This is a genomic window from Phenylobacterium sp. (assembly GCF_031360265.1).
Taxonomy (GTDB): Bacteria; Pseudomonadota; Alphaproteobacteria; order Caulobacterales; family Caulobacteraceae; genus Phenylobacterium.
In genome coordinates this window covers 1-23,226 of sequence record NZ_JANMBF010000137.1, presented here as the reverse complement: position 1 = coordinate 23,226, position 23,226 = coordinate 1, and the positions used below count along the sequence as shown (strand labels likewise).

Here is a 23,226-nt window from a genome sequence, read left to right as displayed (position 1 = left end):
CGCCGCGAGACCTTCAGCGGCCCTGGGCCTCCAGCGCCGCGATGATCTTGTCCGGTGTAATCGGATAGTCGCGGATGCGAACACCACAGGCATTGTAGATGGCGTTGGCCACGGCCGCCCCGGCGCCGGAGATACCCAGCTCGCCGACCCCCTTGATGCCCATCGGGTTGGCCTTGTCGTCGACCTCGTCGAGCATGACGGCGTCCAGCTCGCCGATGTCGGCCTGCACCGGCACCAGATATCCCGCCAGGTCCTGGTTGATCAGCGAGCCGTGGTGCGGATCGACCGAGTTGCCCTCGGTCAGGGCCGAGCCCACGCCCCAGATCATCCCGCCGGTCAACTGACTGCGCGCGGTCTTCCAGTTGAGGATGCGACCGGCGGCGAACACGCCCAGCATCCGCCGGGTGCGGACCTCGCCGGTGACGGTGTCGACGCCGACCTCGACGTAGTGGGCGCCATAGGTGTGCGAGCTCCACTGGCTGGCGTCGGCGGCCGGGCGCACCTCGCCGTCGGCGGTGAGGCCATCGGGCCGGTTGCGGCGGATCAGGTCGGCCAGCCGCTCGGACCGGTTGGCGATGGCGATCACACCGTCCTGGAAGGTGATCTGCTCAGAGGGTCCGCCGAACAGGGGGGAGGCCGGGTCGTTGATGGCGATTTCTGCGATAGCCTTCCTGAGGTTCATGCCGGCGTCGAGCGCTGCCGAGCCGGCGGTGGCCGCGCCGAACTGGCCGCCGGAGCCGGGCGCGGGAGGCAGCTCAGAATCGCCGATCTCCACCCGCACATCGCCCAGCGGCACACCGAGCGTCTCGGCGGCGATCTGGGCCAGCACGGTGTAGGTGCCGGTGCCGATGTCGGTCATGCCCTGTTTGACGGTGATCACCCCCTCCGCGTCGACCGTGAAACTGGCCTTGGCGGGCAGCAGGAAGTTCCCGCGGATGGCGGCGGCCATGCCGAGGCCCACCATCCAGCGGCCGTCGCGGACCTGGCCCGGGGTGGGCAGGCGCTTGTCCCAGCCGAAGGTCTGCGCGCCTTCACGCATGCAGCGGACCAGCTGGCGGATGGAGAACGGCTTGCCGGTCTCCGGGTCGGTCGGCGGCTCATTGCGGATGCGCAGTTCGACGGGATCCATGCCGAGCTTCTCGGCCAGCTCGTCCATGGCGACTTCCAGGCTGAGCGTGCCAGACGCCTCGCCCGGCGCGCGCATGGCGCTGGCCACCGGCAGATCGAGGCGGACCAGCCGATGGCCGGTCAGGCGGTTGGGCGCCGCGTAGAGGTTGCGCGCGAAGTTCGACGCGTGCTCGGTAAAATTGCCGCGCCGGTCGCAGTGGGTGGTGGTCATCATCGACATGGCGGTGAGTTTGCCGTCGGCCGTGGCGCCCAGCCGCACGCGCATCTCGGTGGCGGGACGGTGCACGGTGCCGTGCATCATCTGCTGGCGGGAATAGGCGATCTTCACCGGCCGTCCGAGCTCGCGCGCCGCCAGCGAGGCCAGCACCAGGTCGTCGTAGAACGAACCCTTGCCCCCGAAACCGCCACCGACATAGCGGGTCAGAAGGTGCACGTTCTTGTTCGAGATCATCAGGGTCTCGGCCAGGGAGTTCTGGGCGTACCGCACCATCTGGATCGAGGTGTGGACGGTCAGCTTTTCGCCCTCCCACCAGGCGGTGGTGGCGCAGGGCTCCATCTGGCAGTGGTTCTGCAACGGGCTGCGCCAGACGTCGTCGATCTTCACAGGCGCGGCGGCGAAGGCCGCCTCGAAATCACCGATCTCGATGTCGGATTCGCCGGGCGGCTGGACGCCTTCATCGTAGTGATCGTGGAAGATCACCGAGCTGGCGTCCTCCTCAAAGGTCAGGTCCACCAGCGCCGCGCCCGCCGTGGCGTTCTCCAGGGTGTCGGCGACGACCACGGCCACCTGCTGGCCAAAATAATGGACCTGGTCGGAGTCCAGCGATGGGCGGGGCGCCGGGGTGAAGAAGTCGTAGCGCGCCGGGCGCGGACCTTGCGCCGGCGCATTGGCGTGGGTCCAGACCAGCATGACCCCGGGGGAGGCCTGGGCCGCGGCCGTGTTGATGGCAACGATCCGGCCTCGGGCGATGGGGGCGGAGACCAGGACGCCATAGGCCGGTGGGGACGGCGGGACGATTTCATAGGCATAGGGCGCCGTGCCGGTGACCTTCAGCGGGCCCTCGTAGCGGTCCACCGCCTTGCCGATGTTACCCGCGCGGTTTTCCTTGACCGGATTGCTGGCGGCTTCCCAGTCGATGACCGAGCTCATGCGGCGCTCCCGTTGTTGCGAGCTTCCTCGATCGCCACCGGCCCCAGGCGGGCGACGAGGCTGATCTTGAAGCCGTTACGGCCATTCTCGCTGGCCCCGGCCAGTTCGGCGGTGATGGCTTCCGCGGGCGAGGCGCCGGCAGCCAGCGCGGCCTCGGCGAGCCGGGCCCGCCACGGCTTGTGGGCCACCGCGCCCAGGGCCACCCGGTCGCCGGCGACGGCGACGCTGGCCAGGCCCGCTGCGTAGGAGGCCCGGTCGCGGACCTTGCGATAGACCTGCCCGCCAACCGGCGGCGGCGGCAGGAGCACGGCGGTGATCAGCTCGCCAGCGATCAGATGGGTCTCGATCTGCGGCGTCTCGCCGGGCAGGCGGTGCAGGTCGTCCAGGTCGAAGGTTCGGGGGTCGCCGTGCGGCGACAGAGTCTCCACCGAGGCCCCCAGCGCCGAGAGCGCGACCGCCATGTCGGACGGATGGGTGGCGATGCAGGCGTGACTGCCGCCGAAGATCGCCGAGTTGCGGTTCAGGCCTTCCAGCGCGCCGCAGCCGGAGCCGGGCTGGCGCTTGTTGCAGGGTTTGGCGGTGTCGTAGAAATAGGCGCAGCGGGTGCGCTGCAGCAGGTTTCCGCCCGTGGTGGCCTTGTTGCGCAGCTGGCCCGAACCGCCGGCGACGATCGCCTGGGTGAGCACCGGGTAGCGCGCGCGGACGCGGGCGTCGGCGGCCAGGTGGCTGTTGGTGACCAGGGCGCCGATGCGCAGGCCCCCGTCGAGCGTGTCCTCGATGGCGGCGAGCGGTAGCCGGCCGACGTCGATCAGGTGGGCCGGCTGCTCGATCTCGAGCTTCATCAGGTCCAGCAGGTTGGTGCCGCCGGCGATGAACTTCGACCCAGGGGTCGCCGCGGCGGACCTCACCGCGCCGGCGGCGTCGGTGGCGCGCTCGTAGGTGAAGGGCCTCATGCCGCCTCTCCGGCGACGGACCGGATGGCCGCCACGATCTGCGGATAGGCCGAGCAGCGGCAGATGTTGCCGCTCATCCGCTCGCGAAGTTCGTCGTCGGTGAGCGCGATCCTGCCGGTGAGGTCGGTGGTCTCCTGGCTGGGCCAGTTGAGCGCCACTTCGGCCAGCATGCCCACGGCCGAGCAGATCTGGCCCGGCGTGCAATAGCCGCACTGGAAGGCGTCTTCGGTAAGGAACGCGGTCTGGATGGGGCTGAGCTTGTCGACCGAGCCGATCCCCTCGATGGTGGTCACCGCGTCGCCGTCGTGCATCGCCGCCAGCGACAGGCACGAATTGATCCGCGTGCCGTTGACCAGCACCGTGCAGGCGCCGCACTGGCCGTGGTCGCAACCCTTCTTCGATCCGGTCAGACCCAGGTGCTCACGCAGGGCGTCCAGCAAAGTCGTGCGCGTATCGAGGTCGAGGGTCCTCGCCTCGCCGTTGACGGTGATCGTGGTCTTCAAACGCCAGCTCCCGGATCGTTGTGGCCGCTTCGCGGGCGGCGTCTTCAAACGCTTGTTTAGCTTACCGCCTACGCCTCGCCCGGCGCCAGAGCCTTCAGCGACAAGGCGTGCAATGGACCGGCCAGTTCCTCGGCCAGGGCTCGGTAGACCATCCTCTGGCGGGCCACCTTGGCCGCGCCGGCGAAGGCCGCGGCCTCGATCGTCACGTTGAAATGGCTCTCCCCGCCGGGCCGCGCGCCAGCGTGGCCGTGATGCCGGGCGGAGTCGTCCTCGATCTCCAGCCGCGACGGCTGGAAAGTAGCGGTGAGTTTTTGTCGGATAGCTTCAGATATGGCGCCCATGGGCCTGATCTTCAATTCTTGAAAGGGATTATCTCGGCTTCATACTTGGGCCATGGCCGCCGCGTTTCAATACAAGCCCAGGTTCGTCGATATCCGCGTCCGTCCGCCCTCCAAGGAGGAGGACGCGCGGGCCGAGGACGTGACCGCGCTGAAGCCCGGCGAGCGGGCCTGCGACCACCCCGGCTGTCGGCTGGCGGCCACGGCGCGCGCGCCGAAATCCCGCGATATGCTGAACGAGCACTACTGGTTCTGCCAGCCGCACGCCGCGGAATATAATCGAAACTGGAACTTCTTCGCCGGCATGAGCGAGGGCGAGGTGCGGCGACGCCAGCAGGACGAACTGTTCACCGGCGGTCGCCCCACCTGGGAGATGAAAGCCAGCCGCCTGTCGCGCGAGGCCGCGGCCTTCTCCAACAAGTTCAAAAAGGGCGAGGGCTATCGCGACCCCTTCAACCTGTTCGGCAAGAACGGCGGCAAGGCGATGCCCGAAGCCGAAGACCGCCGGCTCGGCAAGATCGAGCGCAATGCGCTGGCCGACCTCGACCTCGGCGTCAATGCCGACGGCCCGGCGATCCGCACCCGCTACACCGAACTGGTCCGCCGCCTGCACCCCGACGCCAACGGCGGCGACCGCGCGGGCGAACAGCGCCTGCAAAGGGTGATCAAGGCCTACCAGTCCCTGCGCAAGGCGGGGATGGTGTAAAGGTCGATTGCGCGCAGCCTTGCGTTGCAAGGGAGGCAATTGACATGCCACGCGGGTGAGCGTTCTCTCCAGTAGCTGTTCTAATACGGGGGGATTGTTCTATGTCATTGTTAGGAATTGGAGCTGGATTCTCGGTAGATATGGACCAGATGGATATTGGCGTTCTAACAACCGGCGCCGTGACATCAGCCACTTCTACGCAATATTCTGTAGATGTCAGTGGAGAAACTACGCTTTTTATTGGTTCGGGTATTTCTTACAATTCACTTGGAATTCCGAATGGCGGAACTATAAATCAAATACAAGAGCAATATCTAGGATCTTTGGTTTATGACATCACGGGATTCTCGGTTCCCGCAACGTCCTTTGTGCAATGGGCTTATGCAAGCGACACCTTATCTGCGAAGCTCGCAGTCCTTTCAGGTTCAGACACAATATTTGGGGGGCCCGGAGATGATCTCCTGCGTTCCTATGGCGGAAACGACTCCGTCCTAGGTGGCTTGGGAAACGATACTCTCGACGCAGGTTCGGGTTCGGACACCGTTAGTGGGGGCGCCGGCAACGATTTCATCATGGTTTCAGGGGGCGGCTCAACCTACCTGCGCGGCGACGACGGCAACGACTCCATTTCTGGCGGGGCGGCGTTCGACGACATCAACGGCAACGCCGGCAGCGACACCGCCCATGGCAATGGCGGCGACGACTGGGTGGTGGGCGGCAAGAACGACGACATGCTGTTTGGCGATGCTGGCAACGACATTGTCTGGGGCAACCTGGGCAACGACACGCTGGACGGTGGGGCGGGGACTGACCAGGTGCGCGGCGGTCAGGGCGACGATGTGCTCAACGGCGGGCCGGGCGACGACTTCGTCTCCGGCGACCGCGGCAACGACACCATTACCGGCGGGGACGGGGCGGATCTTTTCCATGGCTCGCAGGACGCCGGAATTGATCGGGTGCTCGATTTCCATCTTTCCGAAGGAGACAGAGTCTTTCTCGATCCCGGCACGACCTACACCGTCCGCCAGGTGGGGGCGGACACGGTGATAGACATGGGAAGCGGCAACCAGATGATCCTCGTCGGGGTGCAGCTTTCGACGCTGACGCCGGGGTGGATATTTGGCGCCTAGAGGCTTGGCGTTTGGGATTCTGCTCCCAATGCCTTGGGATGTGTGCTCGGCGAGAAGATGTACCAGCGCGTCGTCTCGACGGGTCCGCCGCCTGCACCCCGACGCCAACGGCGGCGAACAGCGCCTGCAAAGGGTGATCAAGGCCTATCAGTCCCCGCGTAAGGCGGGGATGGTGTAGGCGCTACCGCGGGTTCTCGGAGACGACGCCTCTGAGCGCGTCGTTCAAGCGGGTCTGCCAGCCGCCGCCCGAGGCCCGGAAGAATCGCAGGATATCAGCGTCGAGACGCAGTGTTACCTTCTCCTTGGGCTCTTCGAGGCGAGGCCGGCCTCGTGCCCGCTTCTGGGCATCGACCCAGGCGTCACCAAGCACCTCGCGCGCCGGTTTCATCCGCGCGAAATCCTCCGCCGTGAGTTCCGGGTTCTCATCGTCCATCTTGAACGGATCGGGCGTGTTCATAGGCCTTGACCTCTCTGTCGTTGGCCCGTCAAAAACTGATCACGCGCAGGTCCTCGCCTCGCGGCGTGAAAGCGACAACGTAGACGAATGCCTCGACGTAGCCGACGGCGACATAGCGAGGTTCCCCATAGTTGGAGCGGGAGTCCTCGGTCGTCGTCGCCGTGTCCCAATCGAAGTCCGCCACCTTGGAAAACGGCAGCCCACGCTCGCGCATGTTCCTGTCGCTCTTGGCCGGATCGAACTTGATCGTCATGTTTTAATGTACCGACGCAATATCCGCGCGGCAAGATTTATCGTCAGGACAAATAATCAAGTCCCCCCGCGCATGTCGTCTGGGAAGCTTCTAGGGTGCGATGTGCGCGGCGGTCAGTTCCGCGCGGGCGGCGTCCAGTTCAGCCCTGAACTCCGGCTTGGCCATCAGCTTGACCACCATGACATTGGCCAGCACCTGACTGGCGTCGACATCGGCGCGGTAGTGGACCCCGCAGTAGAGCCTGCTCTCGGCATAGTCGGCGGCGCGCGCCAGGATGATCTGGGCGTTGCCGGGCATCAGGTTGGCCAACACAGCGGCGGCGGCATAGCCCATGGTGGCGTGGCCCGATGGGTAGCTGTTGCGCACGTCATGAGCGTCGTCACAGACGTCCAGCGCCCGGTCGGCGGCGAAGGGCCGCTCGCGCTTGAAAAAGGCCTTGGCCTGCTTGGCCGCGACACTGTCCTCGTTGCGCAGATCGGCGAACAGCCTGGCGGTGGCGGGAAAGCGTTCGAGGCTGAACGCCGGGCCGAAGATCTCGGTGATCGCCGTGACCTCCTCCACCGCGTCGTCATGCCTGGCCTGGGCCAGCCGTTCGGGGGACCGGACGGCAGCCAAGCGGTGCAGTTCTGCGCGGCCCTCGACGGCGGCCAGCATATCGTCCTTCGGTGGCGGTGGCAGCAGGGTCGCGGGATCGAGCTCCCCCGGGCTCAGGAATTTGGAGACCGGCGCCGGCTTGGCGGGCGGCGCGGCGGGCTGGGCTTGCGCCACGCCGGCCAGGAGGAGAAGACTGACCGCCAAAGGCGTTATCTCCCAGCGCACTAGAAATTGACCTTCAGCGAGAGCTGATAGTTCCGCGCGGGCTGGAAATAGTACTGGTCGTAGGGGACCGTCTTGCCGGGCTTGATGGAGGTGGCTTTCTGGCTGTCGGTCAGGTTGTAGATCGCCGCTTCGATACGGTAGCGGTCGAACCGGTAGACCACCGAGAGGTCGGCCGAGTTGTAGCCGCCGATCTTGTAGGCCGCCGGCTCCCCCTCCGCCCCCCAGGCCTCGCCGGTGTACTTGTCGATCAGCGACACAGACCAGTGCTCGTCGTTGTAGAGAACCCCGACCGCGGCGGTGGATTTTGGCGCCCCGGCGATCTGTTTGCCGCCCGTGATCACCACCGGCAGGCCGCCGATCATCGTCGTCGCGCCCTCGGCCTTGGCGGAGTTGATCGACCCATTGGCGAACAGGAATACCTTGTCCGTCGCCGCAAGGGTCACCGATCCTTCGACACCCTTGTAGACCGCTCCGCCAAGGTTGAAATTGACCGTCTCGCTGCCGCCCGCGGCCAGGGGGATCGCGGCCGTCTGAAGCTTGTTCTTGAAATCGATGTAATAGACGTCAGCGTCGAACGTTAGCTTCGCGGCGTGATAGACGGCGCCGACCTGGTAGTTGGTGGATGTCTGGGACCGTAAGTCATTCAAATTCGGGTTCACGGCCTGGGTGACGCTGATATCCGGAAGCAGAAAGCCGGTTGCGTACTGCGCATAGACCGCCAAATTTTCCTGAGGTTTGTAGTTTGCCGTTAGAAAATACAGGGTCTTGTTGAAGGTCTTGGAGCCGTGGAACGGTTGCCGTGATTTCTGATTTACGTCGGCATTGACCGTAATTGTCTCACTGACGTATTTTATTCCAGGCGTAATCGTCAACTGCGTCGTCGGCTTCCATTCGAAGTCGATGAAGGGCTCGTACTGCTTCCAGCCCGAATATTGCAGGTACTCCAGATACTGCGGCACGCCGGCCACCACCTTCTGGCGGTAGTCGACCGCGTAGGCGCCGTTCACCCGGCCAAGCGTGGCGTCGTAGTCGTAGCGGGCGCGCGGGCCGGTGTCGGCCTTTTCAATCCACAGGCCCGCCTTGATCTTGCCGAAGGACAGCTCCTGGTCGAGATGCAGAATGTCGCCGTAGATCTTGTAGACGTTGAGCTTGGTGTAGCCGGGGACGTGGCCGTTGACGACCGGCTTGCCACCGGGAACCTGGGTGATCGCAAGGCCGGTCTTGTTGGCGATGTCGGTGGGCGAGAGGGTCGGGTCGAGGGACGATTCCGTGTCATTCTTGTAGTAGTAGGAATAGACCGTGTTCTCGAGCTTCAGGCTCGGCGTGATGTCGCCGGTCAGCTTGGCGTAATTGAAATAGGTGTGCTTGGTGACGAGGTTGTAGCCGCTGAAATTCGGCGAGGCCCGGTCGTTGTTGAGCGCGAAATTCTTCCCATAGAGCGCCACCTGGTTCAACGTCGCGCCGGCGTTGTCGTTGGTGTTGATCTTGGTGAAATTCCAGGTGCCCAGCACCGTCAGCTTCCAACTGCCCGCGATCGGAAACACCGCGCGGACCAGTTGGTTATAGGCCTTGGCCTTGTTGCCCGTCAGATAGCCGTCTGTGGTCAGTTCCTGGAAATTGAACAGGGCGTGGGCGCCGTTCAGTTGGGCGATATCGCCGGTCGAAAGCTTCGTCATTGACATCCAGGTGTTCCAGGACCCGCCGGTCACCGACTGTGAACCGCCACGTTCGTCACTGACCTCAGGCGAGAAGATGTTCACCGATCCGCCAAAGCTGGCGACACCCAGCTGGCTGGCCTGTCCCGGCCCGCGATCGACCACCACCGCGCCGATCGTCGAGGACGGGAAGAAGGAGGTGGAGTGGTGGCTTGGGCCGTTGGCGTCGCCCCAGGGGATGCCGTCGTAGGTAATGTTGTATTCGCCGTCCTTGAAGCCACGCAGAGTGCTCTTGGCTTCGCCGAGGCCAGGGCCGTTGAACGATGTCCCGGACATGCTTGGCGCCAGGTTGACGATCTGGGTGTAGTCGGCCGTCGCCGGAATGAACTGGTCGATGGCCCGGCGGTCGATGATCGACTGCGGCTGGATTGCCTCCAACGATGCCTTGGTCGGCGCCGCGGCGGTGGCGCCACTGGCCCCGGTCACCACCAGTTCGTCCACCTGGCGGCCATAGTCTGGCCGCTCCGGATCGATATTCACCGGTCCGGCTTCCGCGGCGAAAGCGGGGGTCGCGGCCAGGGCGGTGATCAGGGCCAGGGCCGAACAGGCGCCCAGCCGCGCAAGCTTCGCACCACGGACATCCGCCCGTATCGCCGATCGCATCATCTCAGTCCCCCGCTGCGCCGCCGGGTCCTGGCGGCAAGGACCCTTGAACGGCCCGCAGCGGGGTTCTCATGAAGCTGAGCGTTGGAAGCAAATGAAGGTTTTGTTGCAGTTATACTTCAGGAACTAATTTGATTTCCGCCATCGGCACGGGAACACACAAGAATCTTCTTGCCGGATATTCCGAACACGGAATATCCGAGAGCGGACACCTCGGCGAAGCGGAATCGAGCGCGGCGCCTATGCCTCTGCTTCCGCCGGCGTCCGTTCGGTGTCGACGGCGGCCTGCATGGCCGGGGCGTAGCGTGAGCCGGTCACCGTGGTCTCGTTCACCACGGCGTCGACGCGGGCCATGATCGCGTCGGAGAGGCTGACCTGGGCCGCTCCGGCGTTCTCGCGCATGTGCTTGGGGCGCGCGGTGCCGGGGATCGAGACCAGGGTCGGATCCTTCTTCATCAGCCAGGCGAGGCACAGCTGAGCCGGCGTGCAGCCGGCCTCCGACGCCAGGGTCTCGAACTGGGCGAGCAGCTCGAGGTTGGCCTCGAAGGCCTCGCCTTGGAAGCGCGGCATGCCGGTACGGAAATCGCCGGCCTCGAGCTTGGCCAGGTCGCGCACCCCGCCCGCCAGGAAGCCCCGGCCGACCGGCGAGAAGGCCACGAAGGTCACGCCCAGCTCCTGGCAGGCGTCGAGGACGGCGATCTCCGGATTGCGGGTCCAGGGGGAGTATTCGGTCTGCAGGGCGGCGATCGGATGGACGGCGTGGGCGCGGCGCAGGGCTGGCGCGCCGACTTCCGACAGGCCGATCGTGCGGATCTTGCCCTCGACGACCAGGTCGGCCAGCGCCCCAACGCTGTCCTCGATGGGCACGCGCCGGTCCCAGCGGTGCAGGTAGTAGAGGTCGATGGTCTCGGTCTTCAGACGCCGCAGACTGTCTTCACAGGTGGCCTTGAGAGCCTCTGGCCGGCCGTTCAACTCGCGCTTGTCGCCGACGGTCATGCCGCACTTCGACGCCAGGGTGAACCTGTCGCGATGACCGCCCAGCACCTCGCCGACCAGGGTCTCGTTGTGGCCCAGGCCATAGACCGCGGCGGTGTCGAAGAAGGTGTAGCCCGCGTCCAGCGCGCCCAGCAGCACCCGCTCGGCCTGCTCGCGCGACGGCGGCGCGCCATAGGCGTGGGAGAGGCTCATGCACCCCAGGCCAATGGCTGAGACTTCGAACGGACCGATGCTGCGCGTTTCCATGGGATGCTCCGAGAAGATGATCCGGGCGAGAAAGGGCGTGGGCAGCCCCGCGTCAAGCCCGGTGCTTCCGCTGGTCCCCACCCGCCCGCCGTTGGTCACCGCGTGAACCCCGCACAGCCCGCCGGCGACGCCGCTCAGCCCTGGCGACTGGCGCGGGATCGCGGCAGGATCATCGTCTGGCCAACCCCGATGGGATGGAGCGATCAGATGCGAACGATGATGCAAACGACGATGCTGGGCGCGGCCGCCGCGGCGCTGCTGGCCGGCGGCGCCCAAGCCAGGGCGGCAAGCGTGGACGAATGGGGCGCCTACGGGCGCGATCCCGGCGGGACGCGGTTCTCGCCCCTCACCCAGGTGACGCCGGCCAATGTGGCGAGCCTGAAACCCGCCTGGACCTTCCACACCGGCGACATCTCCGATGGCAAGACGAAAGAGACCGACGGCAGATCCGCGCGTCGCAGCGGGTTCGAGACCACGCCGCTGTTCCTGGACGGTCGGCTCTATCTGACCACGCCGTTCAACCGGGTGATCGCGCTGGACCCGGTGAGCGGCCGGCAGCTTTGGACCTACGATCCGAGGATCGACAAGACCCTCCCCTACGGCGACGGGCTGATCAACCGTGGCCTGGCGGCGTGGCGCGACCCCAGGGCGTCGGGCCGGGCCTGCGCGCTGAGGCTCTACGAAGCGACGCTCGACGCCCGTCTGGTGTCTGTGGACGCCGCCACCGGATTGCCCTGCCCCGGCTTCGGGCTTCAGGGCGTCGTCAGCCTGCGCGACGTGGCCCGCTATCGGCCCGGCCAGTACCACATGACCTCGCCGCCGGTGGTGGTGGACGGTGTCGTGGTGGTGGGCTCGGCGATCGACGACAACGCGCGCGCCGAGATGCCCAGCGGCGCCGTGCGCGGCTTCGATGCGCGCAGCGGCAGGCTGATGTGGACCTGGGAGCCGCTGGTCAAGCCCGCGGGCGTGGCCGCCCAGGCCTGGAAGACCGGCGCAGGCAACGCCTGGTCGGTGCTGAGCGCCGACCCCAAGCGCCACCTGGTCTATGTGCCGACCGGCAGCGCCAGCCCCGACTACTGGGGCGGCTTGCGCCCCGGCGACAACCGCTGGGCCGATTCGGTGGTGGCGCTGGACACCCGCACCGGCAAGCTGCGCTGGGGCTTCCAGCTGGTGCACCACGACCTTTGGGACTACGACACCGCCGCCCAGCCGATGCTCACCCGGATCCGGCTGAACGGGCGGATGACGCCGGCCGTCGTCGCCAGCAACAAGACCGGCATGGTGTTCGCGCTCGACCCCGAAACCGGCAAGCCGCTGTTGCCCGTGGAGGAACGCGCGGTCCCGCAAAGCACACTGCCCGGCGAGGTCAGCTCGCCGACCCAGCCGTTCCCGACCACCGTGCCGCCACTGGTCCCTCAGGCGCTGAAGGCCGCCGACGTCTGGGGGGTCTCCGACGCCGAGCGCAAGGCCTGCGCCGCGCAGCTCGGCGCCATGAGCGGGACTTCGATGTTCGCGCCGCCCAGCGAGGCGGGAACCCTGGCGATCCCGGGCAATGTCGGCGGGGTCAACTGGAGCGGCTTTGCCTGGGACGCCGTTCACGGCTGGGTGATCGTCTCGGTGACCAACCTGCCGACCAAGGTGCGGATGATCCCGGCCGCCAGGTTCGTCAACGGGGACAAGGGCGACCTGCGCGCCGAGACGACGATGCAGGCGGGCACTCCCTACGCCATGTCGCGGGCGCCGTTCATGTCGCCGCTGGGACTGCCCTGCATCGCCCCGCCGTTCGGCGAGCTGATGGCGGTCGACCTGTCGGTGGGAAGGATCGTCTGGCGCACGCCCCTGGGGGCCGTCGAGGAGCTCGCGCCCGGTGTCGGCCACTTCGCCAAGGGATCGCCCGTGCTGGGCGGACCGATCGTCACTGCCTCGGGCCTGGTGTTCGTCGGCGGGACCATGGACCGCACCTTCCGCGCCTTTTCCGCGGAGACCGGCAAACCGCTGTGGAGCGCCGAACTGTCGGCCAGCGCGCACGCCACCCCGATCACCTATGAGGCCGGCGGCAAACAGTACGTCCTGATCGCCGCCGGGGGCTCGGCCAAGGTCGACGAGGAGCGGCAGGGGGACTCGGTGGTGGCGTTCGCGCTGCCCTAAGCGCTCTCCACCAGCTTCGCCTCCAGCGCGGCGAAGTCGTCCACGAACCAGACCGTGCGCCCGCGGTTGGACTCGGTGACGAAGTCGCGCAGGGGACCGCTGGCCTGGGCAGCGGCGGTGACGTCGCCCAGCACGGCGATCTGGAAGCGGTAGTTGACCAGCTTCTGCAGCACATGGCCGGCGACGCCGGAGGACAGGCGCAGGAAGTCGGGGCCGAGCCGCGCCAGCGGGATGGCGACCAGCCGGACCTCGGCACCGTAAAGCTCGCCGATCAGGTCGGAGAGGTTGCGGTCGTCGGCCAGCCCAGGCCCGGTGTCGGCGCAGACATAGACGCGCGCGCCAGCAAGCTCGCGGACGCTCATGGGATCAGCGCCTGGCGCAGGAAGGCGTCGATCTCGTCGGTGTGGCCGATCAGGAAATGACTGGCCTGCGGCAGGTAGCGGATGTCGGCGTGCGGGATGTTGGCGGCCAGGCGGTCGCGGGTTCCGGGCGAATCGATGAAAACGTCGCGGCCGCCGAGAATGGTCAGCACCGGCATGGTCAGCCGGCCGAGCGCCGCGTCGCTGAAGCCGGGCAGGCGCTCGCGGCGGACCCTGAAGCTGCTGTTGATCATGTCGTTGAACGCGGCGAAGGCCTGCATCGCCGGCGACGCCTCGCCGTTCGGCTGCGGCGCGCCGATCCGCTGCATAAACTTGCGCCGCCCCCACGGACCCAGCGCCAGCAGGGGCAGCGCCCAGAGGAGCACATTCCGGTGGCGCCCGACGCCGCCGGGGCACAGCAGCGCCAGCGCGCTCACCCGTTCAGGATGTTTCGTCGCGTACTCCAGCGCCAGCCAGCCGCCAAGCGAGATGCCGACCAGGGCGGCCCGCTCGACGCCGAGGCCGCTCAGCACCTCGTCCAGCCAGCGGTCGTAGGCGCCGGACGCCAGCGCCGGGCGCGACGGGGCGCTCAGGCCCGGCTCGCCGATCATGTCGACGGCGTAGACTCCGAACCGCTCGCCCAGCAGGGCGGCGTCGCGCATCCAGACCACCGAGTTCGACGCCGAGCCGTGCAGCATGACCACCGCCGGCGCGCCCGGCGTTCCGCTGGCGATCACGAAGGTCTCGCCCTGCGAGGTGGGCACGCGCAGGTGCTCGCAGGGCTTGGGCCAGTGCGCGAGGAACTGCGCATACCGTTCGAGCACGGCTAGGCCGGCGGCTGGCGTCTTCCAGATCCCGCCCACGGTCAGTCCTCCGCCAGCACGTCGAGCATCTTCAGCATCGTGGCGGTGTCGGCGGGCGAGCCGACGATCACCACCTTCAGGTGACGGCGGGGCGGGTCGTAGGCGATGTCGAGACTCATCGGGTCCGCGGGTTGGGTCTGGCCCATGCGCAGGCTGGGCAGCAGCCGCGCCAAATGCTGGGCGCGCTCCGGCGAGGTGTCCGGCAGGTCGACGATGCTGGTGACCCGCGCGGCGGACGCACGGCGGCCGAGGACGACGCCGGTCATGGCCTCCAGGTCGGAGCGCAGGATGCGCCAGGACTTGCCGACCTTGACCGCCCGCACACGGCCTTCGCGGATGAACCGCAGCACGGTCTTGGGGTGCAGCTTCAGGCGCTCGGCGAACTGCTCGACGGTGTAGACTTCTTCCGACATGGGAGTCGCGGGCTTGCTGAAATGTTTCTCATTGTTTCTTATTACTCCTTCCTAGGGAGTCAAATGCGTTGAATAGGACTCAATGGGGATTCTTGGCGGCCCTGGCGTTCGTCGGGCCGGCGGCGGCGGACCCGTTCCTGCTCGCGCCCGACGCGGTGTGGACCCCCGGCGACGCGGCGCCGCACGCCGGCTGGGTGGTGGCGGTCGAGGGCGACAGGATCGTGGCCGTGGGCCCGAAGGCGCAGGTGAAGCCGCCCAGGGGTGCGCAGGAAATGCCACTCCCGGGAACCACGCTCATCCCAGGCCTGATCGAGCTGCACTCGCACCTGCTGCTGCACGCCTACAACGAGGCGCTGTGGGACGATCAGGTGCTGAAGGAGGCGCCGACCTACCGCGTGCTCAGGGCCGGCCGCGACGCCACGCGCACGCTGATGAGCGGCTTCACCACCGAGCGCGACCTCGGAACCGAAGGGGCGGGCGACGCCGACGTGCAGCTGAAGCGGGCGATCGAGGACGGGATCATCGACGGCCCGCGGTTGTTCGTGGCCACCCGCGCGATCGTCGCCACCGGCAGCTACGGGCCGAGGAAAGGCTGGCGTGCCGACCTCGACCTGCCGCAGGGCGCGCAGGAGGTCAGCGGCGAGGCCGAGATGATCGCCGCTGTGCGCCAGCAGGCGGCGATGGGCGCGGACTGGATCAAGCTCTACGCCGACTACCGCACCGGTCCGGACGGCGGCACGCGCCCGACGCTTACCGAGCGCGAGATTGCGGCGGCGGTTGAGATCGCCCACGCCTCGGGCCGCCCGGTGGCCGTCCACGCCGCCGGCGACGCGGGGATCCGCAACGCGGTGATGGCCGGCGTCGACACCATCGAGCACGGCTATGGGGCGAGCGAGGCCACCTTCGCCCTGATGAAGCAGAAGGGCGTGGCCTATGTGCCCACCCTGACCGCGCCGGAGGCGACGTCTATCTACTTCCAGCACTACGTCCCCGGGCAGGGGCCGCCGACGCCGGCGATGCAGGCCGCGGCCGAGGCCTTCCGGCGCGCGCTGGCGGCCGGGGTAACCATCGGGGCGGGCTCGGACGTCGGCGTCTTCCCGCACGGCGAGAACTGGCGCGAGCTCGCCTGGATGGTCAGGGACGGCATGACCCCGGCCCAGGCGCTGACCACGGCCACCGCCACCAATGCGAAGATCCTCGGGCGCGAGGCGAGCCTCGGCCAGGTCAAGGCCGGCTTCCTCGCCGACCTGGCGGCCGTGGCCGGCGATCCGACCCGCGACATCGCCGCCCTCAAGGAGGTCCCCTTCGTGATGAAGGACGGCAAGATCTACCGTACGCCCGCCACACCCCTGGGAGACCCGAGCCGATGAGCGACCACCAACCCCACCCCCGGATCGCCGAGCGCGAGAAGGTCGGACCGCACACCACAGGCGACGAGCGCATCGGCTTCAATGGCCGCTTCGCCATCCTGATCACCAACTCCGTGGGCACCATGTGGTGCGCCTACGCCTTCGCGATCCTGGCGCTGATAAGCCTGCCGGAGGCCATCAAGGGCGGCACGGCGTCCCTCATCGCCTGGATTGCCCAGACCTTTCTGCAACTGGTGCTGCTGTCGGTGATCATGGTCGGTCAGAAGGTGTCGGCGGCCGCGTCCGACAAACAGGCTCTGCAGACCTACATGGACGCCGAGGCGCTGCTGAAGATCCAGGACGACGTCCATCGCCTGATCAAGATCAACAACGACCTGACGGCCCAGATCCACGAGGCGGTGACCCGCACGCCCGCCGCCCGCTCGCGATGACCCGGGGCGAAGGCCGCGCGGCTACCAGATCCGCACGCGGTCCGCGGGGGAGAGATAGAGCTTGTCGCCGGGCTTGACGTCGAAGGCCGCGTACCAGGCATCGATATTGCGGACGTTGAAGCTGCGGAAGCGGTCGGGCGAGTGCGGGTCGGTGGCCACGATCTGGCGCAGATAGGCCTCGCGCAGGATCGAACGGTGGGTCTGGGCATAGGCCAGGAAGAACCGCTGGTCGCCGGTCAGGCCGTCGAGCACCGGCGCCGGCTTTCCCCCCAGACTGGCGTGATAGGCGTCCAGCGCCGCGACCAGGCCGCCCAGGTCGCCGACATTCTCGCCCAGCTGCAGGCGGCCCTGCAGATGCACCCCCGGCAGCGGTTCATAGGCGTCGTATTGCACGGCTAGCTTGCCGGTGGCCGCCTGGAACGCCTTGACGTCGGCGGGCGTCCACCAGTCGATGAGGTGGCCGGTCTCGTCCAGCTTGGCGCCCTGGTCGTCGAAACTGTGGCTGATCTCGTGGCCGATCACCGTGCCGATGGCGCCATAGTTCACCGCCGGATCCGCGTCGGGATCGAAGGCCGGCGGCGCCAGATAGCCGGCGGGGAAGGCCAGCTTGATCAGCGGCCCCGCATTGAAGGCGTTGACCGTCTGCGGCGTGAGCGTCAGCCACCACTGGGCCCGGTCCACCGGCCGGTTCAGGTCGGCCAGGTTGCGCGCATATTCGAAGGCCGCCGCCCGCTGGGCGTTGCCGAAGGCATCCCCACGCACAATCCTGAGTCTGGAATAGTCACGCCATCTGTCGGGCGTGCCGACCTCGATCTTCAGGTTGGCGAGCTTGACCTTGGCGCGCAGCTTGGTGGGCGCCGTCATCCAGTCCAGGCCGTCAATGCGGCGCGCCATGGCCGCCTTGATCTCGGCCACCATGCCCTCGATCTTGGCCTTGGCGGCGGGCGGGAAGTACCGGGCGGCGTAGACCTTTCCGACCGCGTCGCCCATGCCCAGGTTGACCTGGCCGACGCCGCGCTTCCAGCGCACGGCCAGTTCCGGCGTGCCGGCCAGCGCCTTGCCGTGGAAGGCGAAGTCGGCGTCGACGAAGGCCTTGGGCAGCACCGGAGCGGCGTTGCCGATGACCCGGGCGGCCAGGTAGTCGCGCCAGGTCTGCATCGGCGTGGCGGCCGCGAGCTTGGCGAACCCGGTCATCGCTGACGGCATGTCGATGACCAGAACCGGCCGGCCCGCGAACCCCGCGCCGGCCAGGTAGGTCTTCCAGTCGAAGCCCGGCGCGCTGACGGCCAGCTGGGCGGGCGACATCGGATTGTAGGTCTTGTCGGCATCGCGGCTGTCGATGCGGTTCCAGTGGGTCCTGGCCAGCGCCGTCTCGAAGGCGATCACCCGGTCAGCGCGGGCCTCGCCCCCGGAGATTCCGGCCAGCCTGAAAAGGGTCACCAGATAGGCCCGGTAGTCGCCCCGGGCGGCTTTGAATTTCGGGTCATCGACCAGGTAATAGTCGCGGTCCGGCAGGCCCAGGCCGCCCTGCAGCAGCTCGGAGGAGGCGCGGGTCGGGTCCTTCGCGTCGATGCCGACGCTGGGATAGACCGGGAAACTAGGCTGCGGCGTGCCATAGCCGAAGGGCGGCTGGCGGCGTTCCAGCGCCGCCAGGGTGCGCGCCAGGTCAGCCGGCGTGCGGATCGCGGCGATGCGGGCGAGGTCCGGCTTCAAAGGCGTGATGCCCTTCGCCTCGATCGCGGCCTCGTCCATGAAGCTCGCATAGAGATCGCCGAACTTCTTCTCGTCGGCCGAGGCGGGCGCCTTGGCGGCGGCTTCGGCCAGGCCACGGACCCGCGCCGCGCTCTGTTCACGAAGGCGCGCCACATCGCCCCAGGACGAGCGATCGGGCGGGATGACCACGGTCTTCAGCCAGCCGCCGTTCATATAGGCGTTGAAGTCGTCGCCGGGCCTGACGGAGGTGTCCATGGCGGCGGTGTCGAGGCCCACGGTCCCAAACTGCGGTTTGGCCATGGGTCCGGTCGCGGCGGCCGAGAGCACGAAAGCGGCGGTGGCCGCCAGAAGCATCTGTCTGCGCATGGATGTCCTCAGGAAACGGTCTGGGCGGACATTGCCGCCCGCCCGGCCGCTTGTCCGCCGGAAAATTCAACCTTGTCGGAAATGGGGTTGCCGGCGCCTTCGCGGACTGACCCTCGACCAGCACATGACGCACCAACCCGGATCGACTGTGCGCCGTCAGCCGGGCATTCCTGGGCAGGTTCGTCCGATCCCTTCCGGGGACCCTGAGGTTTCGCAACCACAGCGTCCCCGGTCCGGGTCGGATGGACAACCTGTTGAGAGCTCACATCTAGCGCACGCCCTGATAGAAGGCGCCAAGCCTCTGGCGTTCCTCCGGCGTCAGCCGCTGGGCGATGTCACGCATGCGCCGGTAGACGTCGTTCTGCCGCTGGCCGGAGGCGTAGAGGTTGAGTTCGCGCGTCAGGTACTCGGCGTGCTGGCCGGTCAGGACAGGGGCCTCTGGCGGGCCGCCGACGCCGCGGGCATGACAGCTTTCGCACGGCGGGATCCGCCGCGCGGGGTCGCCGCGATGCGCCAGGCGAGAGATGGCCGGGTCGCCCAGGTCGTAGCGGACACCCATGAAGGCCTGCGTCCCGAAACTCGAATAGTAGGCGGCGACCTCGGCCAGCTGCCGGTCCGTGAGCGCCGCGGCGACCGGGGTCATCTGGGCGTTGACCCGAGCGCCCGAACGAAAGTCAGAGAGCTGCTTGAAGATCGCCGCGGCGGACTGGCCCGAAAGATGCGGAAAATCAGCGCTCGGCGAGGCCCCATCCTCTCCATGGCAGTTGACGCACACGGCGCCAGCCAGCGCCGCGCCGGGCCGCGGGTCGGCGGCGGCCAGGATGCGCAGGGTCGCCGGACTCCAGCGGACCTGCGAGACCGGAGCGGCCTTGGCGTTGAACAGCGGTTGAGGCTGGGCCGGCGTCCCCGGCCGCAGGCCCACGGCGCGACAGATCGCCGTCCAGGCGTCGAGATGGGCGTTCGGCGCCTGCAGCACCGGCAGCACGATCAGGCCCATGATCACCGAGAAGGCCAGCAGTCCGGCGACGGTGACGGCGGCCCAGGTCGACCAGCGGTCGCGCGCGGGAGGCTGGGGCGGAGGCTGCGCCATCTCAGCCTCCCGACAAAGGATGGATGAGGGCGCGGGGCGCATCGCCTGTGAAGAACTGCAGAAGCGGGAAGCCGTAGGCCACCGCCATCAGGATCGCCACCAGGACGTTCCACAGCGCGAAGCCGTTGAGCGCCCTGGGGACCGAGCGCGGCGGATGGGCGGCAAGGGCGAAGGCGTAGGTTGGCGCGGGCGTCAGGCGGGGCGCTGACGAGCGCGGAGCGAGGTTGGCGATGAACAGCAGGGCGCTCGCCAGCAGGACCACGCCGCCGCCCAGCGACACCACCACCCAGGGCCCCCAGGCCGCGATGCGCGGATCGCTGTAGTCGAAACTGGCCACCCGGCGCCACTGGCCCTGCAGGCCGAGATAGTGCCACGGCAGGGTCATGACCATCATCCCCACCGCCCAGAGCCACAACTGCAGGCGGCGCGCGCCGGGCGAGCCGGCCGCGCGACCGGTCAGGCTGGGCCAGATCTCATAGGCGATGGCGAAGTACATGATCACCACCGTGCCGCCGAAGATCAGGTGGAAATGGGCGGTCACCCAGGCAGTGTTGTGCACCATGGCGTTCATGCCGTAGCTCATGTTGATCAGCCCGCCGCCGCCACCAAACCACAGCATGAAGAAGGCGAGCCCGGTGGCGAGCACCATGGATTGGTCCCATGGCAAGGCGCGGATCCAACCGAACAGGCCCTGGCCACCCCGTAGCCGTCCGGCCAGCTCCATCGAGGCCGAGATCGTGAACACCGTCAAAAGGGTGGGGATCGAAACCAGCGCCGTCAGCGACATCTGGATGAACTTGAAGCCGGTGGAATGCTCCGGGTCCATGAACAGGTGATGCATGCCCACCGGCAGGCTGTAGAGCAGGAACAGCGCGAAGCTCAGCCGGCCCATGGTGTCGCTGTAGAGGCGCCCGCCCGCGGCCCGCGGCGCCATGGTGTAGAAGGCGATGTAGGCCGGGAACAGCCAGAAATAGACGATGGCGTGCAGGGTCCAGGAGAATAGGGTCCGCGACAGGCCGACATCGATCGTGTGCGTCCAGCCGAGCACCGCCGGCAGGATCTGGAACAGGATCTCCACAGTCACCCCGGCCGTGGTCCACAGCCACATGACGGCGTTGGCCACCGTGGCGTACATCGCCAGCGGCACGGGTTCGCCGGGTCGGGCCCGCTTGAAGCGCGCCATGGCCGCGATCATCTGCCCGCACCAGACCCAGGAGGCGACGACCACCAGGACCAGTCCCACATAGAACCAGACCGTGGCCGTTATCGGCGGGTAGAAGGTGTAGAGCACGTCCGCCCGGCCGCTGGCGATCGATCCCACCGTCAGGGCGACGCCGGCCAGGGCGGTCCAGAAGGAGCCCCACGCCAGGCGGGGCGCCGGGATCTCGGCCTTCAGCGAGGTCTCGGCGGTGAAATAGCCGAAGCCCATGATGAAGAAGGTCGTCAGCACATAGGCCATGGCGACCCCGTGCCCGGTCACCGACTGGTAGTAGCGCGCCGGCGCGTCCTGGGGCGCCGAGAGCGGACTCCTGACCCACATCTGCCAGACGCCGAGGCCGCAGGCGGCGGCGAACACCAGAAAGGCGACCCACAGGTGGGCCAGGATCAGGCGCTTATTTGTCGGCACAGCTCACCCTTCCGTCCGGGCCCGGCCGGAACGCCTCGCGCGGCACCACGCGCACCGTCGCCATCATCTCGCTGTGCCCGAGGCCGCAGTATTCATGACAGGGCATCAGCAGGTCGCCGGTGGTGCGGAACACCGTGTGGACCTGGGAGACGTAACCCGGCACGACCATGGTGTTGACGTTGGTTCCGGTCACCAGGATGCCGTGGATCACGTCCGGCGTGGCGAACCGCAGGGTGACCGGCCGGTTCGCGGGCAGCACGATGCAGCGGGGCACGAAGGCGAACTGGGTGGCGACGATCCGCGCCGTTACCTGACCGTTGGCCTCGACCCGGGTTCCCAGGTCGCTTTCGGTGAATTCGGCGGACAGGTGCAGCGTCTGCGGGTCAATGCGCTCGACGTTGCTCGGCGGATTGATGTGCATGGCCACGGCCGCGAAGATCACGGCCAGCATGATCAGCGACACCGCGGCGATCACCACGACGGTCCAGCGAAGCTCGGAGCGGACGATGGCGTGCTCGGCGGAGGGCGACATCTGGCTCAGCCGACCGAGCCGCGCGGCAGAAACACCAGGACATACATCGCCGCCCAGGCCAGCATCAGCAGCCCGACGGTGAGCCCGGCGAGCGCGAAGGCGCCCTTGGGCGTCTGTCGCAGGGCGGCCTCGATCCGCTCGTCGGTCAGGCCGTCGTCGTCTTCCCTGTCCGCCACGGCAACCCCCAGCAACGGCTCACGCCGACGCCCCAATTCTGCCCGCACGGGCCGGCGCAACATTGATCCATGTCAAATCTGCAGGCCGCCCGAGACCGCCCTACACGGGCGCATCCCCCGCCACGGTGGTGCGGTGCATCAGGCGCAGGTGGCCGTCATAGCCGCCCTCCGCCAGGTGGGCGGTGCAGCGGTTGTCCCACATCAGCACCATGCCGGCGCGCCAGTGGTGGCGATAGACGAAGGCGTCCTGGACCATGTGCTTGAACAGCAAGCCCAGGATGGCGTTGGCTTCCCGCTCGGTCAGGCCCTCGATGCCGATCGTATAGACCGGGCTGATGAACAGCGCCTTCCTGCCGGTGACCGGATGGGTGCGGACCAGGGGGTGGGTGCGCGACGCCTCGGCATCCTTCGACGAGATGATCTGCAGGGTCCGCGCCGCGGTCTCGCGGGCGTAGGAGCCCTGGGGGCCGTAGGGTCGAACCGCCGAGTGGATCGCCTGCAGCGGCGCCAGCATCGCCTGCATCGTCGGCGACAATGCCTCGTAAGCTCGTGTGGCGTCGCAGAACAGGGTGTCGCCGCCGACCGGTGGGATCACTTCGGAGCGCAGGATGGTGGCGGCCGGCGGTGTGTCCTGGAAGCTCCAGTCGGAATGCCAGCCGGCGCCGAAGTTCGACGCTGTCTCGTCGGGCTCTCGGCGCAGCTCCAGCACATTGGGTCGCCCGGCCATGGGCTTGACATAGGGGTCGTCGCCGAATGCCCCCATCTGCAGGGTGAAGGCCTCCAGGGCGTCCAGGCTCAGCGGCTGGTCGGGGAAGGCGACGACCCCGTGGCGGGCCCAGGCGGCTTTCACCTCGGCCAGGGTCTCAGGCGGCATCGGCCGGCTGAGGTCGAGGCCGCTGATCTCCGCGCCGAAGCCCGTGGGCTCGGGCCACACACGGATCGTGCGGTAGGCGCTCTCGATGTCCTTGAGCATGGCAGGTCCTCCTGGCGCCCCTTGCCGGGCGCGCGCACCGACAAACAGCTGTTTGCTTCCGTTCCGGCAAGCTTGTAATCGATCCGCGCCATGACCGCATTCGACTCCACTGAAGACAGACTGCTGACCCTGGTCCCCGACCACGAGGTCAACGCGCGCGACACGTTC

23 protein-coding genes are annotated in these 23,226 nt (G+C 67.7%); 5 read left to right on the top strand and 18 right to left on the bottom strand.

Annotated elements, in window-relative coordinates; all coding sequences use genetic code 11:
• Nucleotides 1–13: 13 nt before the first annotated feature.
• From RMN86_RS12630 to RMN86_RS12615, 4 genes are all read right to left on the bottom strand, one after another.
• Complete coding sequence (locus RMN86_RS12630) at nucleotides 14–2,278, bottom strand: xanthine dehydrogenase family protein molybdopterin-binding subunit (protein WP_309606198.1); 2,265 nt, start codon at nucleotides 2,276–2,278, stop codon at nucleotides 14–16.
• Nucleotides 2,275–3,231, bottom strand: coding sequence for a xanthine dehydrogenase family protein subunit M (locus RMN86_RS12625; protein ID WP_309606197.1), 957 nt, complete (start codon nucleotides 3,229–3,231; stop codon nucleotides 2,275–2,277). Before RMN86_RS12625 ends, RMN86_RS12630 begins: the two co-directional genes overlap by 4 nt.
• Nucleotides 3,228–3,734, bottom strand: coding sequence for a 2Fe-2S iron-sulfur cluster-binding protein (locus RMN86_RS12620; protein ID WP_309606196.1), 507 nt, complete (start codon nucleotides 3,732–3,734; stop codon nucleotides 3,228–3,230). The genes RMN86_RS12625 and RMN86_RS12620 overlap by 4 nt, the downstream gene beginning before the upstream one ends.
• A gap of 68 nt (nucleotides 3,735–3,802) precedes the next feature.
• Entirely contained in the window at nucleotides 3,803–4,075 is a 273-nt protein-coding gene (locus tag RMN86_RS12615) for a BolA family protein (RefSeq protein ID WP_309606195.1), read from the bottom strand.
• A gap of 52 nt (nucleotides 4,076–4,127) precedes the next feature.
• Between RMN86_RS12615 and RMN86_RS12610 the strand changes: the two genes are divergently transcribed.
• Together RMN86_RS12610 and RMN86_RS12605 are read left to right on the top strand one after the other, a co-directional pair.
• Nucleotides 4,128–4,778 (top strand): J domain-containing protein, encoded by a 651-nt coding sequence (locus tag RMN86_RS12610; RefSeq protein ID WP_309606194.1) that lies wholly within the window; start codon nucleotides 4,128–4,130, stop codon nucleotides 4,776–4,778.
• Between the two features lie 140 nt (nucleotides 4,779–4,918).
• The gene (locus RMN86_RS12605) at nucleotides 4,919–5,908 is read left to right on the top strand and encodes a calcium-binding protein (RefSeq protein WP_309606193.1); all 990 of its coding nucleotides are present in this window, start codon (nucleotides 4,919–4,921) and stop codon (nucleotides 5,906–5,908) included.
• 181 nt (nucleotides 5,909–6,089) lie between these two features.
• Here the strand turns inward: RMN86_RS12605 and RMN86_RS12600 are convergent, their stop codons facing one another.
• From RMN86_RS12600 to RMN86_RS12580, 5 genes are all read right to left on the bottom strand, one after another.
• On the bottom strand, nucleotides 6,090–6,365 hold the full coding sequence (locus RMN86_RS12600) for a BrnA antitoxin family protein (RefSeq protein ID WP_309606192.1): 276 nt from the start codon (nucleotides 6,363–6,365) through the stop codon (nucleotides 6,090–6,092).
• Nucleotides 6,366–6,393: 28 nt separating this feature from the next.
• Nucleotides 6,394–6,618 (bottom strand): BrnT family toxin, encoded by a 225-nt coding sequence (locus RMN86_RS12595; protein ID WP_309606191.1) that lies wholly within the window; start codon nucleotides 6,616–6,618, stop codon nucleotides 6,394–6,396.
• A 90-nt stretch (nucleotides 6,619–6,708) separates the two neighbouring features.
• Nucleotides 6,709–7,416, bottom strand: coding sequence for a phosphatase PAP2 family protein (locus RMN86_RS12590; RefSeq protein ID WP_309606190.1), 708 nt, complete (start codon nucleotides 7,414–7,416; stop codon nucleotides 6,709–6,711).
• 20 nt (nucleotides 7,417–7,436) lie between these two features.
• Nucleotides 7,437–9,758, bottom strand: a complete 2,322-nt coding sequence (locus tag RMN86_RS12585) for a TonB-dependent receptor domain-containing protein (protein ID WP_309606189.1) — start codon at nucleotides 9,756–9,758, stop codon at nucleotides 7,437–7,439.
• Between the two features lie 237 nt (nucleotides 9,759–9,995).
• Nucleotides 9,996–10,997 carry an aldo/keto reductase gene (locus tag RMN86_RS12580; RefSeq protein WP_309606188.1) on the bottom strand — a complete coding sequence of 334 codons (1,002 nt, stop codon included), beginning with the start codon at nucleotides 10,995–10,997 and terminating at the stop codon, nucleotides 9,996–9,998.
• A gap of 207 nt (nucleotides 10,998–11,204) precedes the next feature.
• Here RMN86_RS12580 and RMN86_RS12575 point away from each other — a divergent pair, with 207 nt between their 5' ends.
• Nucleotides 11,205–13,145, top strand: coding sequence for a pyrroloquinoline quinone-dependent dehydrogenase (locus RMN86_RS12575; protein WP_309606187.1), 1,941 nt, complete (start codon nucleotides 11,205–11,207; stop codon nucleotides 13,143–13,145).
• Here RMN86_RS12575 and RMN86_RS12570 read toward each other — a convergent pair.
• From RMN86_RS12570 to RMN86_RS12560, 3 genes are read right to left on the bottom strand one after another with little or no spacing between them, the layout of a single operon-like run.
• Nucleotides 13,142–13,507, bottom strand: coding sequence for a DUF4180 domain-containing protein (locus RMN86_RS12570; protein WP_309606186.1), 366 nt, complete (start codon nucleotides 13,505–13,507; stop codon nucleotides 13,142–13,144). The two genes, RMN86_RS12575 and RMN86_RS12570, sit on opposite strands and share 4 nt — an antisense overlap.
• Nucleotides 13,504–14,367, bottom strand: a complete 864-nt coding sequence (locus RMN86_RS12565) for an alpha/beta hydrolase (protein ID WP_309606185.1) — start codon at nucleotides 14,365–14,367, stop codon at nucleotides 13,504–13,506. The genes RMN86_RS12570 and RMN86_RS12565 overlap by 4 nt, the downstream gene beginning before the upstream one ends.
• Before the next feature lie 2 nt (nucleotides 14,368–14,369).
• Nucleotides 14,370–14,780 (bottom strand): helix-turn-helix domain-containing protein, encoded by a 411-nt coding sequence (locus RMN86_RS12560; RefSeq protein WP_309606184.1) that lies wholly within the window; start codon nucleotides 14,778–14,780, stop codon nucleotides 14,370–14,372.
• Nucleotides 14,781–14,872: 92 nt separating this feature from the next.
• On the opposite strand from RMN86_RS12560, the gene RMN86_RS12555 reads away from it, so the two are divergent.
• Together RMN86_RS12555 and RMN86_RS12550 are read left to right on the top strand one after the other, a co-directional pair.
• Complete coding sequence (locus RMN86_RS12555) at nucleotides 14,873–16,150, top strand: amidohydrolase family protein (protein ID WP_309606183.1); 1,278 nt, start codon at nucleotides 14,873–14,875, stop codon at nucleotides 16,148–16,150.
• Nucleotides 16,147–16,581, top strand: coding sequence for a hypothetical protein (locus RMN86_RS12550; protein WP_309606182.1), 435 nt, complete (start codon nucleotides 16,147–16,149; stop codon nucleotides 16,579–16,581). Before RMN86_RS12555 ends, RMN86_RS12550 begins: the two co-directional genes overlap by 4 nt.
• 21 nt (nucleotides 16,582–16,602) lie before the next feature.
• On the opposite strand, the gene RMN86_RS12545 is transcribed toward RMN86_RS12550, so the two are convergent.
• The 6 genes from RMN86_RS12545 to RMN86_RS12520 form a co-directional block, all read right to left on the bottom strand.
• On the bottom strand, nucleotides 16,603–18,660 hold the full coding sequence (locus tag RMN86_RS12545) for a M13-type metalloendopeptidase (RefSeq protein ID WP_309606181.1): 2,058 nt from the start codon (nucleotides 18,658–18,660) through the stop codon (nucleotides 16,603–16,605).
• Nucleotides 18,661–18,928: 268 nt separating this feature from the next.
• Nucleotides 18,929–19,750: a c-type cytochrome gene (locus RMN86_RS12540; RefSeq protein ID WP_309606180.1), complete on the bottom strand. Its 822-nt coding sequence runs from the start codon at nucleotides 19,748–19,750 to the stop codon at nucleotides 18,929–18,931.
• A 1-nt stretch (nucleotide 19,751) separates the two neighbouring features.
• Nucleotides 19,752–21,377 (bottom strand): cbb3-type cytochrome c oxidase subunit I, encoded by a 1,626-nt coding sequence (locus RMN86_RS12535; protein ID WP_309606179.1) that lies wholly within the window; start codon nucleotides 21,375–21,377, stop codon nucleotides 19,752–19,754.
• Nucleotides 21,364–21,909, bottom strand: coding sequence for a cytochrome C oxidase subunit II (locus RMN86_RS12530; protein WP_309606178.1), 546 nt, complete (start codon nucleotides 21,907–21,909; stop codon nucleotides 21,364–21,366). Before RMN86_RS12530 ends, RMN86_RS12535 begins: the two co-directional genes overlap by 14 nt.
• Before the next feature lie 5 nt (nucleotides 21,910–21,914).
• Nucleotides 21,915–22,085, bottom strand: a complete 171-nt coding sequence (locus RMN86_RS12525) for a hypothetical protein (protein ID WP_309606177.1) — start codon at nucleotides 22,083–22,085, stop codon at nucleotides 21,915–21,917.
• A gap of 100 nt (nucleotides 22,086–22,185) precedes the next feature.
• The gene (locus tag RMN86_RS12520; RefSeq protein ID WP_309606176.1) at nucleotides 22,186–23,058 is read right to left on the bottom strand and encodes a TauD/TfdA family dioxygenase; all 873 of its coding nucleotides are present in this window, start codon (nucleotides 23,056–23,058) and stop codon (nucleotides 22,186–22,188) included.
• Between the last annotated feature and the right edge of the window lie 168 nt (nucleotides 23,059–23,226).

Bases quoted from the DNA above. Each gene is read 5' to 3' on its own strand.
- RMN86_RS12630 (WP_309606198.1), bottom strand. From the start codon at position 2,278: ATGAGCTCGGTCATCGACTGGGAAGCCGCCAGCAATCCGGTCAAGGAA.
- RMN86_RS12625 (WP_309606197.1), bottom strand. From the start codon at position 3,231: ATGAGGCCCTTCACCTACGAGCGCGCCACCGACGCCGCCGGCGCGGTG.
- RMN86_RS12615 (WP_309606195.1), bottom strand. From the start codon at position 4,075: ATGGGCGCCATATCTGAAGCTATCCGACAAAAACTCACCGCTACTTTC.
- RMN86_RS12610 (WP_309606194.1), top strand. From the start codon at position 4,128: ATGGCCGCCGCGTTTCAATACAAGCCCAGGTTCGTCGATATCCGCGTC.
- RMN86_RS12605 (WP_309606193.1), top strand. From the start codon at position 4,919: ATGGACCAGATGGATATTGGCGTTCTAACAACCGGCGCCGTGACATCA.
- RMN86_RS12600 (WP_309606192.1), bottom strand. From the start codon at position 6,365: ATGAACACGCCCGATCCGTTCAAGATGGACGATGAGAACCCGGAACTC.
- RMN86_RS12595 (WP_309606191.1), bottom strand. From the start codon at position 6,618: ATGACGATCAAGTTCGATCCGGCCAAGAGCGACAGGAACATGCGCGAG.
- RMN86_RS12585 (WP_309606189.1), bottom strand. From the start codon at position 9,758: ATGATGCGATCGGCGATACGGGCGGATGTCCGTGGTGCGAAGCTTGCG.
- RMN86_RS12580 (WP_309606188.1), bottom strand. From the start codon at position 10,997: ATGGAAACGCGCAGCATCGGTCCGTTCGAAGTCTCAGCCATTGGCCTG.
- RMN86_RS12575 (WP_309606187.1), top strand. From the start codon at position 11,205: ATGCGAACGATGATGCAAACGACGATGCTGGGCGCGGCCGCCGCGGCG.
- RMN86_RS12570 (WP_309606186.1), bottom strand. From the start codon at position 13,507: ATGAGCGTCCGCGAGCTTGCTGGCGCGCGCGTCTATGTCTGCGCCGAC.
- RMN86_RS12560 (WP_309606184.1), bottom strand. From the start codon at position 14,780: ATGTCGGAAGAAGTCTACACCGTCGAGCAGTTCGCCGAGCGCCTGAAG.
- RMN86_RS12550 (WP_309606182.1), top strand. From the start codon at position 16,147: ATGAGCGACCACCAACCCCACCCCCGGATCGCCGAGCGCGAGAAGGTC.
- RMN86_RS12545 (WP_309606181.1), bottom strand. From the start codon at position 18,660: ATGCGCAGACAGATGCTTCTGGCGGCCACCGCCGCTTTCGTGCTCTCG.
- RMN86_RS12540 (WP_309606180.1), bottom strand. From the start codon at position 19,750: ATGGCGCAGCCTCCGCCCCAGCCTCCCGCGCGCGACCGCTGGTCGACC.
- RMN86_RS12530 (WP_309606178.1), bottom strand. From the start codon at position 21,909: ATGTCGCCCTCCGCCGAGCACGCCATCGTCCGCTCCGAGCTTCGCTGG.
- RMN86_RS12520 (WP_309606176.1), bottom strand. From the start codon at position 23,058: ATGCTCAAGGACATCGAGAGCGCCTACCGCACGATCCGTGTGTGGCCC.